The 22,089-nt window shown below is 63.4% G+C and carries 22 protein-coding genes; 20 read left to right on the top strand and 2 right to left on the bottom strand.

Going from position 1 to position 22,089, the window contains the following annotated elements; all coding sequences use genetic code 11:
- Positions 1–468 precede the first annotated feature (468 nt).
- The 8 genes from mraZ to murD all read left to right on the top strand — a co-directional run bounded on the left by mraZ (position 469) and on the right by murD (position 9,744).
- On the top strand, positions 469–972 hold the full coding sequence (gene mraZ, locus ROG8370_RS09460) for a division/cell wall cluster transcriptional repressor MraZ (RefSeq protein WP_073195632.1): 504 nt from the start codon (positions 469–471) through the stop codon (positions 970–972).
- A 3-nt stretch (positions 973–975) separates the two neighbouring features.
- Positions 976–1,968: a 16S rRNA (cytosine(1402)-N(4))-methyltransferase RsmH gene (gene rsmH / locus ROG8370_RS09455; RefSeq protein ID WP_085826839.1), complete on the top strand. Its 993-nt coding sequence runs from the start codon at positions 976–978 to the stop codon at positions 1,966–1,968.
- The gene (gene ftsL, locus ROG8370_RS09450; RefSeq protein WP_170925214.1) at positions 1,968–2,312 is read left to right on the top strand and encodes a cell division protein FtsL; all 345 of its coding nucleotides are present in this window, start codon (positions 1,968–1,970) and stop codon (positions 2,310–2,312) included. Before rsmH ends, ftsL begins: the two co-directional genes overlap by 1 nt.
- On the top strand, positions 2,309–4,093 hold the full coding sequence (locus tag ROG8370_RS09445; protein ID WP_085826837.1) for a peptidoglycan D,D-transpeptidase FtsI family protein: 1,785 nt from the start codon (positions 2,309–2,311) through the stop codon (positions 4,091–4,093). The genes ftsL and ROG8370_RS09445 overlap by 4 nt, the downstream gene beginning before the upstream one ends.
- Before the next feature lie 78 nt (positions 4,094–4,171).
- Positions 4,172–5,698: a UDP-N-acetylmuramoyl-L-alanyl-D-glutamate--2,6-diaminopimelate ligase gene (locus ROG8370_RS09440; RefSeq protein WP_245827294.1), complete on the top strand. Its 1,527-nt coding sequence runs from the start codon at positions 4,172–4,174 to the stop codon at positions 5,696–5,698.
- Positions 5,695–7,128 (top strand): UDP-N-acetylmuramoyl-tripeptide--D-alanyl-D-alanine ligase, encoded by a 1,434-nt coding sequence (locus ROG8370_RS09435; protein WP_085826835.1) that lies wholly within the window; start codon positions 5,695–5,697, stop codon positions 7,126–7,128. Before ROG8370_RS09440 ends, ROG8370_RS09435 begins: the two co-directional genes overlap by 4 nt.
- Positions 7,129–8,211 (top strand): phospho-N-acetylmuramoyl-pentapeptide-transferase, encoded by a 1,083-nt coding sequence (gene mraY, locus ROG8370_RS09430; protein ID WP_085826834.1) that lies wholly within the window; start codon positions 7,129–7,131, stop codon positions 8,209–8,211.
- A 135-nt stretch (positions 8,212–8,346) separates the two neighbouring features.
- Positions 8,347–9,744, top strand: a complete 1,398-nt coding sequence (gene murD / locus ROG8370_RS09425) for a UDP-N-acetylmuramoyl-L-alanine--D-glutamate ligase (protein ID WP_085826833.1) — start codon at positions 8,347–8,349, stop codon at positions 9,742–9,744.
- 35 nt (positions 9,745–9,779) lie between these two features.
- On the opposite strand, the gene ROG8370_RS09420 is transcribed toward murD, so the two are convergent.
- On the bottom strand, positions 9,780–10,970 hold the full coding sequence (locus ROG8370_RS09420) for a BaiN/RdsA family NAD(P)/FAD-dependent oxidoreductase (protein WP_085826832.1): 1,191 nt from the start codon (positions 10,968–10,970) through the stop codon (positions 9,780–9,782).
- 126 nt (positions 10,971–11,096) lie between these two features.
- On the opposite strand from ROG8370_RS09420, the gene ftsW reads away from it, so the two are divergent.
- The 7 genes from ftsW to ROG8370_RS09385 are packed head-to-tail and all read left to right on the top strand — an operon-like array spanning position 11,097 to position 16,732.
- Positions 11,097–12,260, top strand: a complete 1,164-nt coding sequence (ftsW, locus tag ROG8370_RS09415; RefSeq protein WP_085826831.1) for a putative lipid II flippase FtsW — start codon at positions 11,097–11,099, stop codon at positions 12,258–12,260.
- Positions 12,257–13,363, top strand: coding sequence for an undecaprenyldiphospho-muramoylpentapeptide beta-N-acetylglucosaminyltransferase (gene murG / locus ROG8370_RS09410; RefSeq protein ID WP_085826830.1), 1,107 nt, complete (start codon positions 12,257–12,259; stop codon positions 13,361–13,363). The genes ftsW and murG overlap by 4 nt, the downstream gene beginning before the upstream one ends.
- Positions 13,360–14,757: a UDP-N-acetylmuramate--L-alanine ligase gene (gene murC, locus ROG8370_RS09405; protein WP_085826829.1), complete on the top strand. Its 1,398-nt coding sequence runs from the start codon at positions 13,360–13,362 to the stop codon at positions 14,755–14,757. The genes murG and murC overlap by 4 nt, the downstream gene beginning before the upstream one ends.
- 5 nt (positions 14,758–14,762) lie before the next feature.
- On the top strand, positions 14,763–15,956 hold the full coding sequence (locus ROG8370_RS09400) for an APC family permease (RefSeq protein ID WP_085826828.1): 1,194 nt from the start codon (positions 14,763–14,765) through the stop codon (positions 15,954–15,956).
- On the top strand, positions 15,953–16,207 hold the full coding sequence (locus tag ROG8370_RS09395) for a DUF2484 family protein (protein WP_085826827.1): 255 nt from the start codon (positions 15,953–15,955) through the stop codon (positions 16,205–16,207). Before ROG8370_RS09400 ends, ROG8370_RS09395 begins: the two co-directional genes overlap by 4 nt.
- Positions 16,204–16,449 carry a DUF2484 family protein gene (locus ROG8370_RS09390; RefSeq protein WP_085826826.1) on the top strand — a complete coding sequence of 82 codons (246 nt, stop codon included), beginning with the start codon at positions 16,204–16,206 and terminating at the stop codon, positions 16,447–16,449. Before ROG8370_RS09395 ends, ROG8370_RS09390 begins: the two co-directional genes overlap by 4 nt.
- 4 nt (positions 16,450–16,453) lie before the next feature.
- Positions 16,454–16,732: a hypothetical protein gene (locus ROG8370_RS09385; RefSeq protein WP_085826825.1), complete on the top strand. Its 279-nt coding sequence runs from the start codon at positions 16,454–16,456 to the stop codon at positions 16,730–16,732.
- Positions 16,733–16,843: 111 nt separating this feature from the next.
- On the opposite strand, the gene ROG8370_RS20545 is transcribed toward ROG8370_RS09385, so the two are convergent.
- Complete coding sequence (locus tag ROG8370_RS20545; RefSeq protein ID WP_170925213.1) at positions 16,844–16,984, bottom strand: hypothetical protein; 141 nt, start codon at positions 16,982–16,984, stop codon at positions 16,844–16,846.
- 34 nt (positions 16,985–17,018) lie between these two features.
- Here ROG8370_RS20545 and ROG8370_RS09380 point away from each other — a divergent pair, with 34 nt between their 5' ends.
- The 5 genes from ROG8370_RS09380 (at position 17,019) to ftsA (ending at position 21,987) form a co-directional block, all read left to right on the top strand.
- Entirely contained in the window at positions 17,019–17,582 is a 564-nt protein-coding gene (locus ROG8370_RS09380; protein ID WP_139838093.1) for a hypothetical protein, read from the top strand.
- 299 nt (positions 17,583–17,881) lie between these two features.
- A complete protein-coding gene (gene murB, locus ROG8370_RS09375) occupies positions 17,882–18,808 on the top strand; it encodes a UDP-N-acetylmuramate dehydrogenase (RefSeq protein ID WP_085826850.1) in 927 nt (308 codons plus the stop codon).
- Between the two features lie 62 nt (positions 18,809–18,870).
- The gene (locus tag ROG8370_RS09370; protein ID WP_170925212.1) at positions 18,871–19,791 is read left to right on the top strand and encodes a D-alanine--D-alanine ligase; all 921 of its coding nucleotides are present in this window, start codon (positions 18,871–18,873) and stop codon (positions 19,789–19,791) included.
- Positions 19,779–20,648: a cell division protein FtsQ/DivIB gene (locus tag ROG8370_RS09365; protein ID WP_085826822.1), complete on the top strand. Its 870-nt coding sequence runs from the start codon at positions 19,779–19,781 to the stop codon at positions 20,646–20,648. Before ROG8370_RS09370 ends, ROG8370_RS09365 begins: the two co-directional genes overlap by 13 nt.
- 4 nt (positions 20,649–20,652) lie before the next feature.
- The gene (ftsA, locus tag ROG8370_RS09360) at positions 20,653–21,987 is read left to right on the top strand and encodes a cell division protein FtsA (RefSeq protein WP_085826821.1); all 1,335 of its coding nucleotides are present in this window, start codon (positions 20,653–20,655) and stop codon (positions 21,985–21,987) included.
- Positions 21,988–22,089: the final 102 nt, after the last annotated feature.

Genomic DNA, 22,089 nt, shown 5'->3' with positions numbered 1-22,089 from the left:
AAATGGGAAATTGGGGGATATTTTTTCAACGCGAATGATCTGCGCATATGTTGTGGCCTTTCCTGCCTGTGCCTCTATATGAGGTGCTAAAGTGACGAAAGATGCCGCATCATCTTGTTTTTAAGGGGTCGAAAAAACGGCATCCTGTGCCGCTTGGGTCAAAAAATCGTTGCGTCCCATGAATTCCCAATGTACCAATAGTTACACGATGAGGACGGGAACAAATAGGGGCGCTCAAGACCCCGAAACACACTCCCAAGTCAGGTTTCATACAGGCACCCCGCTTTCATCGAACACAGAGATCCGGCGCGCGAGCGAGCAGACATCCCCCCAGGTGGCGCGCGCAGCTGGACACCCCGCACAGCGGGACGAGGGAGGCGGGTTGATCAGTGGCAGCAGATCAACCCGCCCTTTCGCGTCTTAGGGGCCAAATATTTCAACGGGGCTAGCATGGGGGCCAACGGTAAAGTGGGTCGCAGATTCAGAGGTGAAGGCCACCACAAGGTTGATGCGAAGGGCAGGGTGTCTATCCCGGCCCCGTTTCGCCGTGTGATCGAGGCCTCTGATCCGAACTGGACCGAAGGCCTGAGCCCCGAGCTTGTCATCGTTTATGGCGATCACCGCCGCAGCTATCTTGAATGCTATACCATCGAGGCCATCGAAGAGGTCGACGACAAGATCGACGCTCTGCCGCGTGGCTCGATCGAGCGCAAGATGCTGCAACGGTTGTTTCACGGCCAGAGCTTTCCCACCAGCGTGGACGAGACCGGGCGCCTCGTGCTGCCGGCCAAGCTTCGCAAGAAGATCGGGCTTGAGAATGAGGCGTTCTTTATCGCCGCGGGCGACACCTTTCAGATATGGAAGCCCGAAACCTATGAGCAGGAAGAGCTGTTGAAAACCGAAAGCTGGCTGGACGAGCTGCCAGAGGATTTTGACCCGCTTATCCTGTTGGATCGCGCGAAAGGGGACTAAGCCATGGCACCTGCGGCCCCCCCGATTGATCCTGCCCCCCATGTTCCGGTTCTGTTGCGCCCTTTGCTGGCCGCTGTTGCGCCGGTCACCGGTGTCTGGCTTGATGGCACGCTTGGCGCCGGGGGCTATGCGCGTGGCTTGCTTGAGGCGGGCGCGGATCAGGTGATTGGCGTGGATCGTGACCCGCTTGCGCTTGAAATGGCAGAGGTCTGGGGCGCGCAATATGGCGACCGCCTGCGCCTTGTGCAGGGCAATTTCTCAAAGCTTGACGAATACGCGGAAAACCTGAGCGGCGTGGTGCTAGATCTTGGCGTGTCCTCGATGCAGCTTGACCAATCCGAGCGCGGCTTTTCCTTCATGCGCGACGGCCCGCTTGATATGCGGATGAGCCAGCACGGCCCAAGCGCCGCCGATCTGGTCAATAGCGCCGAGGAAAGCGACCTGGCAAATATCCTGTATCTTTACGGCGAAGAGCGCGCGAGCCGCCGGATTGCCCGCAACATCGTGCGGGCGCGCGAACAGGCGCCGATTGAAACCACCCTGCAACTTGCCGGGATCATTGAGAAATCCTTGCCGCGCTCCAAGCCGAACCAGGCCCATCCCGCGACCCGCAGCTTTCAGGCGATCCGCATTGCGGTGAACGATGAATACGGCGAACTCATTGCCGGGCTAGAGGCGGCTGAACGCGCGCTTGCGCCCGGCGGACAGCTTGCGGTGGTGACCTTTCATTCGATCGAGGACCGCATGGTCAAACGCTTTATGCAGGATCGCTCCGACGGCGGCGGCGGCGGAAGCCGTCACGCCCCCGAGCTTGAGCGCAGCGCGCCGCAATTCATCCTCAAGACCCGCAAGGCGCTTGGCCCCGACCCGCAGGAATTGGCGGAAAACCCGCGCTCGCGCAGCGCCAAGCTGCGCGTGGCCGTCCGCACCGAGGCCCCGGCGGGCCAGACCGACCGCAAGGCGATTGGCATGCCCATCCTGAAAGGGGGCCACTGATGCGTAGCTTTTTCTGCGCCCTGACCGCGCTTGCCGTGATCGGTCTGGCGTTCTGGGCCTACCGCGAGAATTACCGCACCCAAGAGGCGCAAAGCCATGCCCAGAGCCTGCAATCCCAGATCGGCGAGGCGCGCCAGCGTCTGCGCGTGCTCAACGCTGAATGGGCCTATCTGAACAGGCCGTCGCGGTTGATGGATCTGGTCGAGATCAATTACGACAAGCTCGGGCTTTTGCCGCTGCAACCCTATCAGTTTGGCAAGATTGATCAGGTCGCCTATCCGGCGCCGCCGCTTTTGCCGATCACCGACCCGGTGGATGTCTCAAGCATGGAGCAACAGCCATGATCCGCACACCCCTGCGCCCGCTGGCGCGTATCCTTGACGCGCGCAACCGTGGCGAAAACCCCGATGCCATCGAGCGCGAGAACATCCGCCTGCGCCATGAGGACATGCGCGACCGGGCACGCCGCCGCGCCGAGGGCCGACTTTTGGTGCTCGCGGTGATGTTCTTTGGTGCCTTCGGTGTGGTCGGCGGGCGCATGGCCGTGCTGGCCAGTTCCGAGCCGGGCGAGCCGCGCACAAGCGTGGCGGGCGCGCAAATTCAGGCGCAGCGCGCCGATATCGTCGATCGCGAGGGCCGCATTCTTGCGACCAACTTTGACACCCATAGTCTTTATGCTCAGCCCCAGCAGATGGTCGACCCCGAGACCGCCGCCGAAAAGCTGGCCGCGATTTTCCCCGATCTCAAGCAGGACGACCTGCTCAAGGATTTCACCGGCAAGCGCAAGTTCCTCTGGATCAAGCGCAAGCTGAGCCCCGAGCAAAAGCAGGCGGTGCATGACATCGGCGAGCCGGGCCTGTTGTTCGGGCCACGCGAAATGCGGCTTTACCCGAACGGGAAACTGGCCGCGCATGTGCTTGGCGGGGCCGGCTTTGGCCGCGAGGGCGTGCATGCGGCCGAGGTGATCGGCGTTGCGGGCATCGAGCGGTTCTTTGACGAGCGCCTGCGCGATCCGGCGCGTGCGCACGAGCCGCTGACGCTTTCGCTTGATCTCTCGGTGCAGGCCGCGATGGAGCGGGTGCTTTACGGCGGCATGAAGATCATGAACGCCAAGGGCGCGGCCGGCATCCTGATGGATGTGCATAGCGGCGAAGTGGTGGCCGTGGCCTCGCTTCCCGATTTTGACCCCAATGACCGCCCCGCCCCCCCGGTATCCGGAAGCCCCGGCGACAGCCCGCTGTTCAATCGTGCGGTGCAGGGCGTCTACGAGCTTGGCAGTACCTTCAAGGTCTTTGCGGTCGCGCAGGCGCTCGAACTTGGGCTGGTGTCGCCCGGCACGATGATCGACACCACAAGCCCGATGACCTGGGGCCGGTTCAAGATTCGCGATTTCCACAATTATGGCCCGGAACTGAGCGTGACAAAGGTGATCGTCAAATCCTCGAACGTGGGCACGGCGCGCATGGCGATGGAAATCGGCGGCACCCGCCAGCGTTCGTTTCTGGAGCAGCTTGGCTTTATGGAGCCCTCGCCGCTTGAGATTTCCGAGGCCTCGCGCTCCAAGCCGCTGTTGCCGAAGAACTGGTCGGAACTCTCGACCATGACGATTTCCTATGGTCATGGCCTCTCGACCACGCCGATGCACCTTGCCGCCGCCTATGCCACGATTGCCAATGGCGGGCGCAGGGTAACGCCGACCTTGCTGCGCACGCCCGATGCCCAACCCGGCGAGCGGGTGATCTCGACCCAGACCTCGGCCGCGATGCGCAATATGCTGCGCGAAGTGGTGACCGACGGCACCGCCAGCCTTGGCGAGGTCGCGGGCTATGCGGTGGGCGGCAAGACCGGCACCGCCGACAAGCCAAAGGAAAACGGGGGCGGCTATCACAAGGACAAGGTCATCGCGACCTTTGCCAGCATGTTCCCGGCGCATGATCCGCAATATGTGCTGGTCGTGACGCTGGACGAGCCGGTCGAAACCTCGGGCGATGAACCGCGCCGCACTGCCGGCTGGACCGCCGTGCCGATTGCCGCCGAAATCATCCGCCGCGTCGCCCCGCTCATGGGGTTGCGCCCCGAGATTGAACCCGCAGAATTGGCTGTTATAAGGCAGACATCGAATTAGAGCATGTTGCTCAAAAGTGGGAACCGGTTTTGAGCTTCTCGAACATGCGACATCATTAGGTTGGAGAAAGGCGCGTGAATGCGAATGAACGCGGCACGCTCCAAGCCAGGACAGGGCAGCGCGGTGGGGCAGATACGATCATTGGCAGAGTTGGGCCTGACCGCACAGGGCGGTCGGCAGGCAGAGATTACCGGGCTAAGCGTCGATAGCCGCACGGTTCGGACAGGTACGCTGTTCGCGGCCCTGCCGGGCACCAAGGTGCATGGCGGCGAGTTCATCAAATATGCCTTGCGGATGGGGGCGGGCGCGATCCTGACCGATGCACAGGGCGCGCGTATTGCCCATGAGGAACTCGCCGCAAGCGACGCCGCGCTGATCATTGCGCAGGACCCGCGCCAGACGCTGGCCTATGCCGCCGCGCTCTGGTTCGGCGCCCAGCCCGAAACCATGGTCGCGGTGACCGGCACCAACGGCAAGACCTCTGTCGCCACCTTTACCCGCCAGATCTGGGAGGGGCTCGGCTTTGAGGCGGTCAATCTTGGCACCACCGGCGTCGAGGGCGCCTATAGCGCGCCGATGACCCATACCACGCCCGAGCCGATCACCCTGCATCGCCTGTTGGCCGACTGCGAGAGCGCGGGCGTGACCCACGCGGCGATGGAGGCCTCAAGCCACGGTCTTGCGCAAAGCCGCCTTGACGGGGTGCGCCTTGCGGCGGCGGGGTTTACCAACTTTACCCAGGATCACCTCGATTATCACGCCAGCTTTGAGGAGTATTTCAACGCCAAGGCCGGGCTTTTCGCCCGCGTTCTGCCCGAAGAGGGCGTGGCGGTGATCAATGTCGATGATCCGCGCGGCGTTGACATGGCCGAGATCGCCGCTGATCGTGGTCAGGATATCATCACCGTGGGCCGCCGCGATGGCGCCGACCTTCGCCTTATGGCGCAACGTTTCGATCCCACCGGTCAAGTGCTGCGGTTTGACTGGGAAGGTCATGTGCATCAGCTCCGGCTTGACCTGATCGGCGGGTTTCAGGCGGAAAACGTCCTTTTGGCGGCAGGGCTTGCCATCGGTGTCGGCGCCGATGCCGATCGGGTGTTTGAAACCTTGCCTGCCATGAAGACCGTGCGCGGCAGGATGCAACTTGCCGCGACGCGTGAAAACGGCGCGGCGGTATTTGTCGATTACGCCCATACGCCCGACGCGGTGGCGACCGCGATCAAGGCGCTGCGCCCGCATGTCATGGGCCGACTGATTGCCATTATCGGGGCGGGGGGCGATCGCGACGCCGCCAAGCGCCCGCTGATGGGGCAAGCGGCGTGTGAGAATGCAGATGAGGTGATCGTGACCGATGACAACCCGCGCTCGGAAGACCCGGCCGTGATCCGCGCGGCGGTGATGCAGGGCTGTCCCGGTGCGCAAGAGGTCGGCGACCGCGCGCTTGCGATCCTGCGCGGGGTCGACGCGCTTGGGCCCGGTGACGCGCTTTTGATTTGCGGCAAGGGCCATGAGACCGGCCAGACCGTGGGCGATGACGTGCTGCCGTTCGACGATGTCGAACAGGCCAGCGTCGTGGTTTCGGCGCTTGACGGGGGCCTCGCGTGACGCTCTGGAGTGCAGCCGAGGCCGCCGCCGCCACCGGCGGGCGCGTCGTTGGCGATTGGCAGGTGAATGGCGTCTCGATTGACACGCGCACCCTGCAGGCGGGCGATTTGTTCGTGGCGCTCAAGGCGGCGCGCGATGGTCACGACTTTGTCGCCCAGGCCCTTGCCGGTGGCGCCGACGCCGCGCTTGTTAGCCATGTACCAGAGGGCGTTGCGCCCGATGCGCCGCTGTTGATTGTCGAGGATGTTTTAGCGGGTCTTGAGGCCCTGGGGCGCGCCGGGCGCGCGCGCACCAAAGCGCGGGTCGTGGCGGTGACCGGATCGGTCGGCAAGACCTCGACCAAGGAAATGCTGCGCGATGTCTTGTCGACGCAGGGCCGCACCCATGCCGCCGAGGCCAGTTACAACAATCACTGGGGTGTGCCGCTGACGCTGGCGCGGATGCCGGTCGATACCGACTTCGCCGTGATCGAGATCGGCATGAACCATCCCGGCGAGATCGCCCCGCTGGCCCGCATGGCGCGCCCGCATGTGGCGATGATCACCACCGTCGCTGCCGCCCATCTTGAGGCCTTCGAGAATATCGAGGGCATCGCCCATGAAAAGGCCGCGATCTTCGAGGGGCTGGAGCCGGGTGGCGTCGCGGTGATCAATGCCGATCTTGAGACCACGCCGATCCTTTTGGCCGCCGCGCGCGCGCAGGGTGCGCAAATCCTGACCTTCGGCAAGGGGGGCGAGGCCGCGCGTTTGCGCGAGGCGACCCTTTCCGACGACAAGACCGTGGTGCAGGCCGAGGTGAACGGCGTCGCGACCCTTTTCAAGATCAACAGCGCCGGGCGGCATTTTGCCATGAACGGGCTTGGCGTTCTGCTGGCCGTGGCGGCGCTTGGTGGCGATGGCGACATGGCCCCGCTTGACCTTGGCCGCTGGAGCCCGCCCGCCGGGCGCGGCACCCGCGAAACGCTGGCGCTTGATCCGGCGGACGAGGATCTGACGCTCGATATGATCGACGATGCGTTCAACGCCAACCCGACCTCGATGGCCGCAGCGCTTGAGGTGCTGGCCGCTGCCACGCCGCGCGACGGGGTCGGGCGGGTCACGAAGGGACGCCGGATTGCCATTCTGGGCGATATGCTTGAACTTGGCCCTGATGAAATCGCGCTCCATGCCGATCTTGCAGCGCTGCCCGAGATCGACAAAATCGACGAAATTCACTGTGTCGGGCCGCGCATGCGTGCCCTTTGGGAGGCCTTGCCCGAGGCCCGGCGCGGAAAATGGCGCGAAACGGCCGAAGAACTGGCAGATCAGGCGCATCGCGTGATAGACGCGGGCGATGTCGTGCTGATCAAGGGCTCCAAGGGGAGCCGGGTCAGCCTTGTGGTTGAGGCGCTGCGGCGCGCGGGGCGTGGCCCTTTGAAAGGAAACAGGTAGATGCTTTATTGGTTGACCATCTGGTCGGATGGCGGGGATTTCTTCAACCTGTTTCGCTATATCACCTTTCGCGCCGGCGGGGCCTTCATGACCGCGCTTATCTTTGGATTCCTGTTCGGTCAGCCGCTGATCAACGTGCTGCGTCGCCGTCAGGGCAAGGGCCAGCCGATCCGCAGCGACGGGCCCGAAAGCCATTTCGCCAAGTCGGGCACGCCGACCATGGGCGGCTTGCTTATCGTGGGGGCACTTGTCACCTCGACGCTGCTTTGGGCGCGGCTTGATAACCCCTATGTCTGGCTGGTGCTGTTTGTGACGCTGGCCTTTGGATTGATCGGTTTTGCCGATGACTATGCCAAGGTCAGCAAGCAGAACGTATCGGGCGTGTCGGGCAGGGTGCGCCTTGGGCTTGGCTTTCTGATCGCCCTGATCGCGGCCTATTGGGCGACCTATCATCACCCCGGCGAGCTTCAGTATCAGCTGGCGCTGCCGGTGTTCAAGGATGTGCTGTTGAACATGGGGATATTCTTTATTCCCTTCGCGATGTTCGTGATCGTGGGCGCGGCCAATGCGGTCAACCTGACCGATGGGCTTGACGGGCTGGCGATCATGCCGGTGATGATCGCCTCAAGCGCGCTTGGCATCATCGCCTATGCGGTGGGGCGGGTCGATTTTACCGACTACCTTGGCCTGCATTACGTGCCGGGCACCGGGGAAATCCTTGTGTTCGTGGCCGGGCTTGTCGGCGGGGGCCTTGGGTTCTTGTGGTATAATGCGCCGCCTGCGGCGGTGTTCATGGGCGATACCGGATCGCTGGCGCTTGGCGGCGCTTTAGGCGCGATTGCGGTCGCCACCAAGCACGAGCTGGTGCTTGGCATCGTCGGCGGGCTTTTCGTGGCCGAAGCGCTGAGCGTGATCATTCAGGTGCTTTACTTCAAACGCACCGGCAAGCGGGTGTTCCTGATGGCGCCGATCCATCATCATTATGAAAAGAAGGGCTGGGCCGAGCCAACGATCGTGATCCGCTTCTGGATCATCGCGCTTGTTCTGGCGATGATCGGTCTGGCGACGCTGAAGCTGCGCTAGAGCATGTTGCTCAAAAGTGGGCACCGGTTTTGAGCGTCGACAACATGCGACATGCGCTAAGGGGCCTGCGACGGCTCTGGTCAAGCGCAGGCATCTGCGCTAGCGATTGGGCCGGTCGAATGAGGGGCGGGCAGCATGATACCAGTCAGAGGAGTTGAGGGCGCACGGATTGGCGTGCTTGGGCTTGGGCGTTCGGGCCTGTCGGCGGCGCGTGCCTTGCGCGCGGGCGGGGCAGAGCCGGTGTGTTGGGATGACAATCCCGAGGCGCGTGAGCGGGCGGAGGCCGAAGGCTTTGAGGTGGCCGATCTGTCGCATCCGCGTGCCTTCGAGACGATTGCCAGCCTGATTGTCAGCCCCGGAATTCCGCATCTTTATCCCAGCCCCAACAAGGTTGTCGCCGCCGCGCAAGAGGCCGGCGTGCCGGTTGATAACGATATCGGGCTGTTCTTTCGCTCGCTGGCCCTGCCGGAATGGGACAATTTCGATCTCGCCCCGCGGGTGATCGCGGTGACCGGCAGCAATGGCAAGTCGACCACCTCGGCGCTTATTCATCACCTGTTGCTTGAAGCGGGTAAGTCGGTGCAGCTTGCGGGCAATATCGGGCGCGGAGTGCTTGATCTGGACCCGCCGGGGGATGGTGGGATCGTGGTGCTTGAGCTGTCGAGCTATCAGACCGACCTTGCGCGCGCCCTGACGCCGGATGTGGCGGTGTTTACCAATTTCTCGCCCGATCATCTTGATCGCCACGCCGGGCTTGGCGGCTATTTCGCGGCCAAGCGACGGCTTTTTGCCGAAGGTGGGCCGGATCGGGCCATCATCGGAGTGGACGAACCCGAGGGGCGATACCTTGCCGGGCAATTGAGCGAGGGGCCAGCCGATGACCGGGTGATCCGGGTCTCGGTCGAGCGCAAGCTGTCTGGCCCCGGCTGGAGCGTGGGCGCGCGCAAGGGGTTTCTGAGCGAATATCGCAAGGGCAAGCAGGTCGCCTCGATTGATCTGCGCGCTGTGCCCGGCCTGCCGGGCGCGCATAACCATCAGAACGCCTGCGCCGCCTATGCCGCCTGTCGCACGCTTGGGCTTGCGCCGAGGATCATTGAGCAGGGCTTTGCCAGTTTTGCGGGGCTACCGCATCGCAGTCAGAGGATTGCCGAGAAGGATGGCGTGATCTTTGTCAATGACAGCAAGGCCACCAATGTCGACAGCGCGCTCAAGGCCTTGCAGGCGTTTGAGAATGTGCGCTGGATTTGTGGCGGGCTTGAGAAAGAGGGTGGTTTGGCCGCGCTTGCCCCCGGTCTGGCGCATGTGCGCAAGGCCTATGTGATCGGGCGCGAGGCGGCGCAGTTTGCGCTTGAGCTTGAGGGGGTCGAGGCCGAGATTTGCACCGAAATGGCGCGCGCGGTTGAAAGCGCGATGGCCGAGGCCGAGCCCGGCGACGTGGTGCTTTTGGCGCCGGCCGCGGCGAGTTTTGATCAATACGATAATTTCGAGAAGCGCGGTGAAGATTTCATGGCAGAAGTTCGCGCGCGGTTGTGAGCGCTGAGAAATGAGTATTTGGGCCAAGAAGAAGATCAGCTGCGCGATTGGGTGATGGCGGTGCCTGCGGCCCAGCCCGAGGACCAGGCCCATTGGAAGTTGTAGCCACCAAGCCAGCCGGTGACATCAACCGCCTCGCCAATGACATAAAGCCCCGGCAGGTGGTTTGACATCATGGTTTTTGACGATAGCCCATCGGTATCGACCCCGCCGAGGGTGACTTCGGCGGTGCGGTAGCCTTCCGAGCCGGTGGGTTTGAGGGACCAGTGGCGCAGGGCGGTTACGATCTCGCTCAGGCGGGCATCGGATTGATCGGCGAGATTGCCCGAGAGGCCCAAGAGCGGTGTCAGGTGATCGACCAGTTTGGCGGGCAGGTGACGCGCCAGTTCGGTGGTGAGGTTGCGTCGTCCCTGGGTCTGACGTTGTGCGCGCAGGGCGTCAAACAGGGCGTCGGTGGGGTCTAAATCAAGCGTGATCGCCTCGCCTTCGTGCCAGTAAGACGAGATTTGCAGGATCGCCGGGCCCGAGAGGCCGCGATGGGTGAAGAGCACCGCCTCGTCAAAATGGGTGGTGTCATGGCCGACGCGGGCGGGCAGGGCGACGCCCGAGAGCGGGGCAAAGGGCGCGTCGGAAAATGTCATCGGCACCAGAGCGGGGCGGGTCTCGGTCAGGGCATGGCCGAACTGGCGCGCGATGTCATAGGCAAAGCCGGTGGCGCCCATCTTGGGGATGGATTTGCCGCCCGTGGCGAGCACGAGGTTGCGCGCGGTGATGGTCTGGCGGGTGCCTTCGCGATCAAGCGTGGCGTGAAAGCGCGTGCCGTCATGGCTGAGATCCACAAGCGAGGTGCCAAGCCAGAGGCGCGCCCCGGCGCGGGTCATCTCATCCACCAGCATCGCCACTATCTGTGTCGCCTTGTCGTCGCAAAACAGCTGTCCCAGCGTCTTTTCGTGCCAGGCAATGCCATGGCGCGCCATCAGGTCGATGAAATCCCATTGCGTATAGCGGCGCAGGGCGGATTTGCAGAAATGCGGGTTCTGCGACAGGAAATTCTCGGGTGCGGCGTAGAGGTTGGTGAAATTGCAGCGCCCGCCGCCGGAAATCCGGATCTTTTCGCCCGGCGCGCGCGCATGATCAATCACCAGCGTATCCGCCCCGGCATGGGCCGCGCACATCATGCCCGCCGCACCGGCACCAAGGATCAGGGTTTCGACCGCCTTTGTCATGCCCGCGCAAAGACGCGAAATGCCGCCTATTGGCAAGGGGTTTAGACTGGCAATAATGCGAAAATAGCGCTACAATTGGCGCCAGACCCCGAAAAGGGGCGCAAGATATTCAGAGGCGGCAGGCTTATGACAGAGATGGTCTATGGGGCAGTGCCCCTGCGGGACGCAGAACCCGTGATTCCGAAATGGTGGCGCACGATCGACAAGTGGTCGTTTTCCTGTGTGCTGATCCTCTTTGCGATTGGCGTTCTTTTGGGCCTCGCGGCCTCGCCGCCGCTGGCGGAAAAGAACGGCTTTGACGCCTTTCACTATGTTCAGCGACAGGCGGTGTTCGGTGGTCTGGCGCTTGTGGTGATGGTGCTGACCTCGATGATGCGCCCGGAACTTGTGCGCCGACTGGCGGTGATTGGCTTTCTCGCCGCCTTTGCCGCGCTGATCCTGCTGCCGGTGTTCGGTACCGATTTCGGCAAGGGGGCCGTGCGCTGGTACAGCCTTGGGTTTGCAAGCGTGCAGCCTTCGGAATTTCTCAAGCCGGCCTTTGTGGTTGTGGCCGCCTGGATGATGGCGGCAAGCCAACAGATCAACGGGCCGCCGGGTCTTAGCTGGTCGTTCCTTCTGGCGATGGTGATCCTTGGCTTTCTGGCGATGCAGCCCGATTTCGGGCAGGCGGCGCTGGTGCTGTTTGGCTGGGGAGTGATGTATTTCGTCGCCGGGGCGCCGATCACCCTTTTGCTGGTGATGGCGGGGGGCGTGGTTCTGTTCGGCTCGCTGGCCTATTCCAATTCAGAGCATTTCGCGCGTCGGATTGACGGGTTCCTGTCGCCCGATGTCGACCCGACGACACAGCTTGGCTTTGCCACCAACGCGATCCGCGAGGGCGGGTTTTTCGGCGTTGGCGTCGGCGAGGGACAGGTGAAATGGTCACTGCCCGATGCGCATACCGATTTCATCATTGCCGTCGCGGCCGAGGAATACGGGCTTGTGCTCGTGCTTTTCATCATCGCGCTTTATGCGGGCATCGCGGTGCGCTCTTTCCTGCGGCTGATGCGCGAGCGTGATCCGTTCATCCGTCTTGCGGGCACCGGCCTGGTGGCGATGTTTGGCGCGCAGGCGATGATCAACATGGGCGTCGCGGTGCGGCTTTTGCCGGCCAAGGGCATGACCCTGCCATTCGTGAGCTATGGCGGCTCGTCGGTGGTGGCGGGCGGGATTGCCGTGGGCATGCTGCTTGCCTTTACCCGGACCCGGCCGCAGGGCCAGATCGGTGACATTCTCAGGGGGCGCAGATGAGCGAGCGCAATCCGTTATTGGTGATCGCGGCCGGGGGCACCGGCGGGCATATGTTTCCCGCTCAGGCGCTTGCCGAGGTGATGCTGCGCCGGGGCTGGCGGGTCAAGCTCTCGACCGACGCGCGCGGTGCGCGCTATACTGGCGGGTTTCCCCATTCGGTCGAGATCGAGCAGGTGGCAAGCGCCACTTTTGCGCGCGGCGGGCTCCTCAATAAATTGCTGGTGCCGCTGCATATCCTTGGCGGTGTGATCGGCGCGAGCCTGCGCATGATGCGCGACAAGCCGGATGTCGTGGTCGGCTTTGGTGGCTATCCAAGCATTCCGGCGCTCTCGGCGGCCTGGGTCTTGCGCCTGCCGCGCATGGTGCATGAGCAAAACGGCGTCTTGGGTCGGGTCAACAAGATATTTTCGAAGCGCGTTGACCGGGTGGCCTGTGGCACATGGCCGACCGATCTGCCCGAGGGCGTCGAGGGCGTTTACGTAGGCAACCCGGTGCGCGCCGCGGTGCTGGAGCGCGCGGGCGCGGGCTATATCGCGCCGGGCGATTACCCGATGTCGATCCTTGTGATCGGCGGAAGCCAGGGCGCACGTATCCTGTCGGATGTGGTGCCCCCCGCGATTGCAGAACTGCCCACTGAAATCCTGCGCAATGTCCGCGTCAGCCATCAGGCCCGCGACGAAGACGGCGACCGCGTGGCGCAATATTACGCCGATCAGGGCATTGATGCCGATGTGCAGCCGTTCTTTCGCGATGTGCCGCGCCGCATGTCCGAGGCCCAGCTTGTCATCAGCCGCGCCGGCGCCAGCAGCGTCGCTGACATCAGCGTGATTGGCCGCCCCTCGATCCTTATCCCATACGCGGCGGCGACGGGCGATCACCAACAGGCCAACGCTCGCGGCCTGACCGAGGCGGGGGCCGCTATCCTGATCCCCGAAAAACGGCTTGAGGTTGCCACGCTTTCAGAGCAGATAGCCGCCGTGCTGAGCAATCCGGCCGGCGCGCTGATGATGTCGCAGGCCGCGCATGGCTGTGCCCAGCCCGACGCCCCCCAGCACCTGGCGGATCTGGTCGAACAAATTGCGAGTAAAGGTATCCCCGAATGAACGCAGCAACCAAGCTTCCGGGTGATGTCGGCCCGATCCATTTTGTCGGCATCGGCGGTATCGGCATGTCGGGCATCGCCGAGGTCTTGCTCAACCATGGCTATGTGGTGCAGGGCAGTGACCTGAAACGCTCGAAGATCACCGACCGGCTTGCGGCCAATGGTGCGACGATCTTTGAGGGGCAGAGCGCCGAAAATCTTGCGGCCGCCGAGGTGGTGGTGATTTCATCGGCGATCAAGCCAGGCAACCCCGAGCTTGACGAAGCGCGCCGCAGGGGGCTTCCGGTGGTGCGCCGGGCCGAAATGCTGGCCGAGCTGATGCGCCTTAAATCCAACGTGGCCGTTGCGGGCACCCATGGCAAGACCACGACCACCACGATGGTTGCGGCGCTGCTGGATCATGGCAATTTCGACCCCACCGTGATCAACGGCGGCATCATCCACGCCTATGGCAGCAATGCCCGCGTCGGCGAGGGCGAGTGGATGGTGGTCGAGGCCGACGAGAGTGACGGCACCTTCAATCGCCTGCCCGCCACCATCGCCATCGTCACCAATATCGACCCCGAGCATATGGAACACTGGGGCACCGAAGAGGCGCTTCACCAGGGCTTTTACGATTTTGTCAGCAATATCCCGTTCTACGGTCTGGCGGTCTGTTGCACCGATGATGCGGATGTTCAGACGCTGGTGGGCAAGCTTACCGACCGGCGTGTTGTGACCTATGGCTTTAACGCCCAGGCCGATGTGCGCGCGGTTAATTTGACCTATAAGGCGGGTGTTGCGCATTTCGATATCCTGCTTCAGGCCGAGGGCAAGCGGATCGAGGGCTGTACCCTGCCGATGCCGGGCGATCACAACGTCAGCAACGCGCTGAGCGCGGTTGCTGTGGCGCGTCATCTGGGCATGAAGGGCGATGAAATTCGCGACGCCCTGGCCGCCTTTGGCGGGGTCAACCGGCGCTTTACCCGCGTCGGCGAGGTTAACGGTGTGACCATCATCGACGATTACGGCCATCACCCGACCGAGATCACCGCCGTGCTCAAGGCCGCACGCCAGGCCACCGAAGGGCGCATCATCGCCGTGCATCAGCCGCACCGCTATACCCGTCTGCATTCGCTGTTTGACGACTTTTGCGCCTGTTTCAACGAGGCCGATGTCGTGGGCATCGCCGAGGTCTATGCCGCCGGCGAAGACCCGATTGCGGGCGCAAGCCGCGATGATCTTGTCGCCGGTCTTATCCGCCATGGCCACCGTCATGCCCATGCGGTCCTCGACGAGGATGATCTTGAACGCCTTGTGCGCGCCGAGGCGAGGCCCGGCGATATGGTGGTTTGTCTTGGCGCGGGTACGATCAGCGGTTGGGCCAATAACCTGCCGGAGCGTCTGAAAGGATAGGCCGCATGGCAGACGCCCTCAAACGCCGGATCAGCCTCGGTCTTTTGACCGCCTATGGCATCGGCATCATGGTGGGGGCCGGGATCTATGTTCTGACCGGGGCCGCCGCGGGCGAGGCGGGCATGTGGGCGCCGGTTGCCTTCCTTTTGGCCGCTCTGGTGGCGGTGCCAACGGCGCTTTCGTTTTCCGAGCTTTCCGCGCGCATCCCCGAAGCGGCGGGCGACAGCTCTTATGTCGAGGTCGGGCTAGAGGCGCATTGGCTGGCGGTCGGCGTCGGCATGGTCAATGTCGTGGCGGGCACCGTGGCCTCGGCCGCCGTGCTGCGCGGCGGGGTTGGGTACCTCACCTCGATCATCGACATTCCCTTTGCCTTGGCGGTGATCGGTCTTGGCGTGGCCCTCACGGCGGTGGCGATCATCGGTGTGCTTGAAAGCCTTGCCTTCGCCGCGATCCTGACCGTGATCGAGGTAATCGGCCTTGTGCTTGTGATCTGGGCCGGCAGCGTGGCCACGCCGGTTGCCGACTGGGGCCTGCCCTTGCCCGCGCCGGAATGGAACGGGGTGGCGGCGGCGACGATCTTTGCGGTGTTTGCCTTTATCGGCTTTGACGACATGGTCAACATGGCCGAAGAGGTGCGCAATCCGGCGCGCAACATGCCGCGCGCGATCCTTTATGCGCTCGGCATTACCGCGCTTCTCTATGCGCTTGTGTCACTGGCGGCGGTGCGCTCTGTGCCGCGCGAGGTGCTGGCCACCTCCGAGCGCCCGCTTGCCCTTGTCTGGGAAGCCGGCACCGGCACAAGCCCGGTGTTCCTCTCGGCGATTGCGGTGGCGGCGGCGTTGAACGGCGTGCTGGCGCAGATCGTGATGGCAAGCCGGGTCCTGTTTGGCCTTGGCCGCCGCTCGCCGGCGTTCGCGCTGTTTTACCGCGCCCACCCACGGTTCGGTACGCCGGTTCTGGCCTCGGCCCTGATCGGGGTCGTGGTGATTGCCTCGGCGCTGACGCTGCCGGTGGCGGTTCTGGCCGAGGTGACGACACTGGCGCTCTTGATCGTCTTTGCCATCGTCAATGCCGCCTTGATCGGCCTTAAGCGCCGCCAGCCCGATTTCGGCTTCTCGGTCGGCGCCTGGGTGCCCTGGGCCGGGGTGATCCTAAGCCTTGGCTGTTTTGCCGCCGCAATCATGGGGAAACTGACATGAGCCCCTCGCTTTTGATCGCAAGCCTCTGGGTGCTGGCCGCGAGCATCGTCGCGCTGTTGCCGATGCGCAGGCAATACATCCCCGGCGTGACCCTGTTGATCCTCGCGCCAGCGGTGATCGGCTTTATCGGGTATCAGCATGGCTGGCTTGTCGCCCTTGGCGGCGTGCTGGCGCTTGGCTCGATGTTTCGCCGCCCGTTGCGTTATGGCATTGCCCGGTTGCGCGGCCAGAATCCGGAGGTTCCAAAATGACCCTGTCCCTTGCGCTTGCCTGTCTCTGGGCCTTTGTGGCCAATGTTCTGGCGATGCTGCCAAGCCGCGACAACCTCTGGCGGCGGGCTTATTTCCTGATCGCGGCGGGGGTGCCAATCCTTGGGTTCGTCACCTGGCAGAACGGTCCCTGGATCGGGCTTCTGGTACTGGCGGCGGGGATGTCGGTGCTGCGCTGGCCGATCATCTATCTGGCCCGCTGGATCAAACGGGGCCTGAAATAGCGCCATGTTCAACGCCCTCTTTTTGCTGGCGGCCCTGATCGCGATGCTGTCGGGCTGGCGCTTGGGGGCCCACAAGGCGTATCGCGGCGCTGCGAAACTTGTGTGCGGCGCGGCGGTCTGCCTTGCGGCGGCCTTCATGCTGGCCGAGCTGCTCCGGTTTCCCGGCGCGACACTGATGATGGCATTCGTCGGCTTTGCATCGCTCTGTGTCCTGATTGGCTCGGTGATCGGGTTCTTCCTCGGCTGGCTTGTGACAACGGTGCAAGAGCGGCTGAGGGGCTAAGCGGCGCTGCTGTCAGCGCTGGACTTGCGCGCAACGCCGGGGCAGGGTGCCCGGAATAGTTGAAATTTCAGATATCAAAGATCGCGACAGCCTAAACGTTTGGCTGAACGATCAGCCGCGCGAGGTCTCGGTCCGGATGGCGTCGCGTGCGGCGGCAAGGGTGTTGCCGATCTGGTGGCAAGAGGTCTCGACCAAGGATTGGGCGCGCAAACGTGATGTGACAGCCCTGCCGGTCTTGCGCGGCCTGCTCATCTCCTCGGTTTCCGCCAAAATGCCAAGCGAGGATATGAAGGTCGCCACCGCCGCCACCGCCGCCACCGCCGCCGCCAACGCCGCGCGCACATGGGAGTTGCTCGAAAAGATCGCGCTGATTGATCCGAAGGACTGGGATCAGGGGCCAGAGGTGGTGAATCCGATGATCGCTGGTATTTGGGAGCTCTACCGGCTGCGTATAGAGGCCGAGGAGTTGCGCGCGGGGAAAGAAGCATTTCTAGCGGCGCGGGCGACGCCTGAGCAGAGATCGCACAATCAACCTCCGGGATTGGTTGAGGCCGAGCCGGAGATCGCGAGGCATGTCACGATCATCTGGACGGGACTGGATGAGGCCCATGAGGTGCTTGCGAACGACGCACCGGACAAGGGCAGGTTGAGGGCAATTGCCGGATCGGTTTTGGAGGCATTGCAGAGGGTTGCGAAATATTGTGCGAGGGTGGCAGATACAGCCGTGATGTCAGCTGCCAAAGTTGGTGGCGGCGCGGTAGGAGCGGCGCTGCTTGACCACGTCTTAAACAACGGTCGCCTGATCCAATTTGCCAAGGACTTGCTTGCATGGTCCTCGGTCGGCGGCTAGCCCAAGTGGCGGGCGCGTGGGTTTCACCCACCCTACGGGGGGTGCGGCGCGTCCCTGCCTTTTGCGGCTGTTGAGGATAAGCCCCCCGCGCGGACCCAAGGCCGCAGGCCGCCGCGCATCACCAGACCGCCCCCCGGGCTGGTGATTTGGTAAGGGCGTCGCACTGTGTTCAGGGACTACTTATTTGGCCAGGATAAAGTGCCATCCAGTTTTGCTGGCCACCACCCCGCGGCCTGGCGATGCGTGCCACGCGTCTCGGGGGCTTTACCTTGGGCCAAAGGCGGGGCAAAAGCGCGGGCATGAGTGATTTGCCGAAAACACGGGGCAAGCTGACCCCCGACCGCCCGCTTTGCGATCTGACATGGCTGCGCGTGGGCGGGCCTGCGGATTGGCTGTTTCAGCCCGCTGACGGCGATGATCTGGCGCAGTTTCTGGGGCAGCTGAGCCGCGACATCGCGGTGTTTCCGATGGGGGTGGGCAGCAACCTTATCGTGCGCGATGGCGGGTTGCGGGCGGTGGTGATCCGGCTTGGGCGCGGCTTCAACAGCATCGAGATCGAGGGCACGCGCGTCACTGCAGGGGCGGCGGCGCTTGATGCGCATGTGGCGCGTAAGGCTGCCGATGCCGGCCTTGACCTAACCTTCCTGCGCACCATTCCCGGCGCGATTGGCGGGGCGGTGCGGATGAACGCGGGCTGTTACGGCCACTATACGGCGGATCATTTCGTCAGCGCCGAGGCGGTCACGCGCGAGGGCAAGCGGGTCACGCTCACGGCACAAGACCTCAACTTTCAATACCGTCAGAGCGATCTGCCCGTAGGGTGGGTGATAACCCACGCCACCTTTGACGCCCCCAAGGGTGCGCCCGAAGAGCTTCATGCGCGGATGGTCGCTCAGCTTGCCAAGCGCGATGAGACCCAGCCGACCAAGGAGCGCAGTGCCGGCAGCACATTCCGCAATCCGGCCGGGTTCAGCTCGACCGGGCGCGCCGATGATGTGCATGATCTCAAGGCTTGGAAGGTGATTGACGAGGCCGGTCTGCGCGGCGCGCGCCGGGGTGGGGCGCAGATGAGCGAGAAGCATCCCAACTTCCTGATCAATGCCGGGGGCGCCACCGCCGCCGATCTTGAAGGATTGGGCGAAGAGGTGCGAAAAAGGGTTTTCCAAAACAGCGGAATAGAGTTACACTGGGAAATCATGAGGGTCGGCGAAACGGCCCCGAATTAAGTCAATCAGGCAGACAACAAATAACATGGGTCGCAAACAGACCCGGGATATTGAGGCACAAGGTGGTTCGTTCGAGCAGAACAACCCCGAAAGTGGTGGTGATACTGGGTGGTCCCTCGGCAGAGCGCGAGGTCTCCCTGTCGTCAGGACATGAATGCGCCGCCGCATTGAGGGAAGCAGGCTATGACGTGGCAGAGGTTGACGCCGGTCGCGATCTTTCTGCGCGTTTACAAGAGATTGCACCGGATGTGGTGTTCAACGCCCTGCATGGCCGCTGGGGCGAAGATGGCTGTGTGCAGGGTTTGCTGGAGTGGCTCCAACTGCCCTATACGCATTCCGGGGTTCTGGCCTCGGCGCTTGCCATGGATAAGGAAAAGACCAAGGCCGCCTATCGCGCCGTTGGCCTGCCGGTGGTCGAAAGCGTTCTGGCGCATAAGGCCGATGTAAGTGCCGCGCATGTGATGGTGCCGCCCTATGTGGTCAAACCCTATAACGAGGGCTCGTCGGTTGGGGTTTACCTCGTGCAGGACGCCACCAATGCGCCGCCGCAGCTCTCGGATGACATGCCCGACCTGGTGATGGTCGAAGCCTTTGCGCCGGGTCGCGAGCTGACCACGACGGTGATGGGCGATCGCGCGCTGACGGTGACCGATATCCTGACCGATGGCTGGTATGATTACGACGCCAAGTACAAGCCGGGCGGCTCGCGCCACGTGGTGCCCGCCGATATCCCGCAAGAGATTTTCGACGCCTGCATGGAGTACGCCCTGCGCGCCCATCAGGTTCTGGGCTGTCGCGGTCTAAGCCGCACCGATTTTCGCTGGGACGAGGCGCGCGGGCTTGACGGGTTGATCCTTCTCGAAACCAATACGCAACCGGGCATGACCCCCACATCGCTTAGCCCCGAACAGGCGCAGGTGGTGGGCATCACCTTTCCCGAACTGTGCCGCTGGATGGTCGAGGACGCATCATGCAACAGGTGATCCCGCGCATTGATCCGGCGCCCTCGCGTTGGTCCTATCGCTTTCAGCGGCTGATGCTGACACCGCTTTATCGCCGACTGTTGCGCGTCGGGCTTCCGGTGCTGGCGGTGGCGGGGCTGACGGCGGGCTATTTCGCCGACCAGCAGCGCCGCGAAGATGTCATGCTGGCGGTCTCGGATATTCGCCATCAGATCGAAACCCGGCCCGAATTCATGGTCAACCTGCTGGCGGTCGAGGGCGCAAGCCTTGGCGTGCAGGAAGACATCCGCGAGATTTTCCCGTTTGACCTTCCGGCAAGCTCGTTTGACCTGAACCTCGATGAAATCCGGGTGATGATCGAAGACCTTCCGGCCGTGGCCGAGGCCGCCGTGCGCATTCGCCAGGGCGGTGTCATGGTGGCCGAAATCACCGAGCGCCAGCCGGTCGCCCTCTGGCGGACCCGCGACGGGATCAACGTGATTGATATCGAAGGCGAGGTGATCGGCGCGGTCGGCGCGCGCAGCGAACGCGCCAGCCTGCCGGTGGTCGCCGGAGAGGGCGCACAGATCCACGTCGCCGAAGCCATGCAGATATTGCAGGCGGCCCAGCCCTTGCCACAGAACATTCGCGGTCTTGTGCGGATGGGTGAGCGGCGGTGGGATCTGGTGCTGAGCAGCGGCCAGCGGATCATGCTGCCCGAAACCGGGGCGGTGCGGGCGCTTGAACGGGTGATGGTGCTGAACACGGCGCAGGACATGCTGGAACGCGATCTGGTGGCGGTCGATATGCGGCTCGCCGCACGACCGACCATCCGGCTGAATGAGACCGCCATGGAAGAATGGTGGCGTATAACAAATATGACTTTAGGGGCGGACTGAACCGATGATCGAGCTCTATGAATCCCAGCGGGCGATGCGCCATATGCGCAAGGCGGCGATGCAACGCGGCGTGGTGGCGGTGCTTGATGTGGGCACCTCCAAGATCGCCTGCCTTGTGTTGCGCTTTGACGGCACCGAGCGCCTGAACGAGACCGATGGCATTGGCGCGATGGCCGGGCAGGCGGGGTTCCGGGTGATCGGCGCGGCGACGACACGTTCGCGCGGGGTGCGCTTTGGCGAGATCGACGCGATGCAGGAAACCGAGCGCGCCATTCGCACAGCCGTGCAGGCCGCGCAGAAGATGGCCAATATCCGGGTCGATCACGTGATTGCCTGTTTCTCGGGCGCCTCGCCGCGCTCTTACGGTCTTGCCGGTCAGGTCGAGCTTGAGGGCCATACCGTCAGCGAACAGGATATCAGCCGCGTGCTCAGCGCTTGTGATGTTCCCGACTACGGCGAGGGGCGCGAGGTTCTGCATGCCCAGCCGGTCAACTTTGCGCTCGATCACCGCTCGGGTCTGATTGATCCGCGCGGTCAGATGGGGCAGGTGCTCTCGACCGACATGCACATGCTGACGGTCGAGGCCGCCGCGATCCAGAACCTGGCGCATTGTGTCAAGCGCTGTGATCTGGAACTGGCCGGTGTGGCCAGTTCTGCCTATGTGTCGGGCGTGGCCTCGCTGGTCGAGGATGAACAGGAACTTGGCGCGGCCTGTATCGACCTTGGCGGCGGCTCGTCGGGCGTGTCGATCTTCATCAAGAAACACATGATCTATGCGGATTCCGTGCGCATGGGCGGCGATCATGTCACCAGCGATATTTCCATGGGGCTTCAGGTGCCCGCCGCCACCGCCGAACGGATCAAGACGTTTTACGGCGGCGTCGTGGCCACCGGCATGGATGACCGCGAGATGATCGAGATCGGCGGCGATACCGGCGATTGGGATCACGACCGGCGCACGGTTAGTCGCGCCGAACTGATCGGGATCATGCGCCCTCGGGTTGAGGAAATCCTTGAAGAAGTGCGCGCGCGCCTTGACGCGGCGGGCTTTGATCACCTGCCAAGCCAGCAGATCGTGCTGACCGGCGGCGGTAGCCAGATTCCGGGCCTTGACGGGCTTGCCAGCAAGATTTTGGGCCAGCAGGTGCGCCTTGGTCGCCCGCTCCGGGTGCATGGCTTGCCGCAGGCCGCCACCGGCGCCGGCTTTGCCAGCGCGGTCGGCATGTGCCTGTTTGCGGCGAATCCACAGGACGAGTGGTGGGACTTCGAGATTCCGGTCGATCGCTACCCGGCGCGCTCGCTCAAGCGGGCCGTCAAGTGGTTCAAAGACAACTGGTGACCGCAATATGTGGCGTCATCGGCGAAATACCGCGAATAAAGGCGAAAAAGTGACCACATTTGGTGTCTATTTAGTGTTTTTTTGGTGACCTTTGGGTTAACG

Source organism: Roseovarius gaetbuli, from assembly GCF_900172365.1.
Lineage (GTDB): Bacteria > Pseudomonadota > Alphaproteobacteria > Rhodobacterales > Rhodobacteraceae > Roseovarius > Roseovarius gaetbuli.
The sequence above is the reverse complement of the archived record's forward strand: the minus strand, read 5'-3'. Positions and strand labels throughout refer to the sequence as shown.

Bases quoted from the DNA above. Each gene is read 5' to 3' on its own strand.
- rsmH (WP_085826839.1), top strand. From the start codon at position 976: ATGGCACCTGCGGCCCCCCCGATTGATCCTGCCCCCCATGTTCCGGTT.
- ftsL (WP_170925214.1), top strand. From the start codon at position 1,968: ATGCGTAGCTTTTTCTGCGCCCTGACCGCGCTTGCCGTGATCGGTCTG.
- ROG8370_RS09445 (WP_085826837.1), top strand. From the start codon at position 2,309: ATGATCCGCACACCCCTGCGCCCGCTGGCGCGTATCCTTGACGCGCGC.
- ROG8370_RS09440 (WP_245827294.1), top strand. From the start codon at position 4,172: ATGCGAATGAACGCGGCACGCTCCAAGCCAGGACAGGGCAGCGCGGTG.
- mraY (WP_085826834.1), top strand. From the start codon at position 7,129: ATGCTTTATTGGTTGACCATCTGGTCGGATGGCGGGGATTTCTTCAAC.
- murD (WP_085826833.1), top strand. From the start codon at position 8,347: ATGATACCAGTCAGAGGAGTTGAGGGCGCACGGATTGGCGTGCTTGGG.
- ROG8370_RS09420 (WP_085826832.1), bottom strand. From the start codon at position 10,970: ATGACAAAGGCGGTCGAAACCCTGATCCTTGGTGCCGGTGCGGCGGGC.
- ftsW (WP_085826831.1), top strand. From the start codon at position 11,097: ATGACAGAGATGGTCTATGGGGCAGTGCCCCTGCGGGACGCAGAACCC.
- murG (WP_085826830.1), top strand. From the start codon at position 12,257: ATGAGCGAGCGCAATCCGTTATTGGTGATCGCGGCCGGGGGCACCGGC.
- murC (WP_085826829.1), top strand. From the start codon at position 13,360: ATGAACGCAGCAACCAAGCTTCCGGGTGATGTCGGCCCGATCCATTTT.
- ROG8370_RS09400 (WP_085826828.1), top strand. From the start codon at position 14,763: ATGGCAGACGCCCTCAAACGCCGGATCAGCCTCGGTCTTTTGACCGCC.
- ROG8370_RS09395 (WP_085826827.1), top strand. From the start codon at position 15,953: ATGAGCCCCTCGCTTTTGATCGCAAGCCTCTGGGTGCTGGCCGCGAGC.
- ROG8370_RS09390 (WP_085826826.1), top strand. From the start codon at position 16,204: ATGACCCTGTCCCTTGCGCTTGCCTGTCTCTGGGCCTTTGTGGCCAAT.
- ROG8370_RS09385 (WP_085826825.1), top strand. From the start codon at position 16,454: ATGTTCAACGCCCTCTTTTTGCTGGCGGCCCTGATCGCGATGCTGTCG.
- ROG8370_RS20545 (WP_170925213.1), bottom strand. From the start codon at position 16,984: ATGAGCAGGCCGCGCAAGACCGGCAGGGCTGTCACATCACGTTTGCGC.
- ROG8370_RS09380 (WP_139838093.1), top strand. From the start codon at position 17,019: ATGAAGGTCGCCACCGCCGCCACCGCCGCCACCGCCGCCGCCAACGCC.
- murB (WP_085826850.1), top strand. From the start codon at position 17,882: ATGAGTGATTTGCCGAAAACACGGGGCAAGCTGACCCCCGACCGCCCG.
- ROG8370_RS09365 (WP_085826822.1), top strand. From the start codon at position 19,779: ATGCAACAGGTGATCCCGCGCATTGATCCGGCGCCCTCGCGTTGGTCC.
- ftsA (WP_085826821.1), top strand. From the start codon at position 20,653: ATGATCGAGCTCTATGAATCCCAGCGGGCGATGCGCCATATGCGCAAG.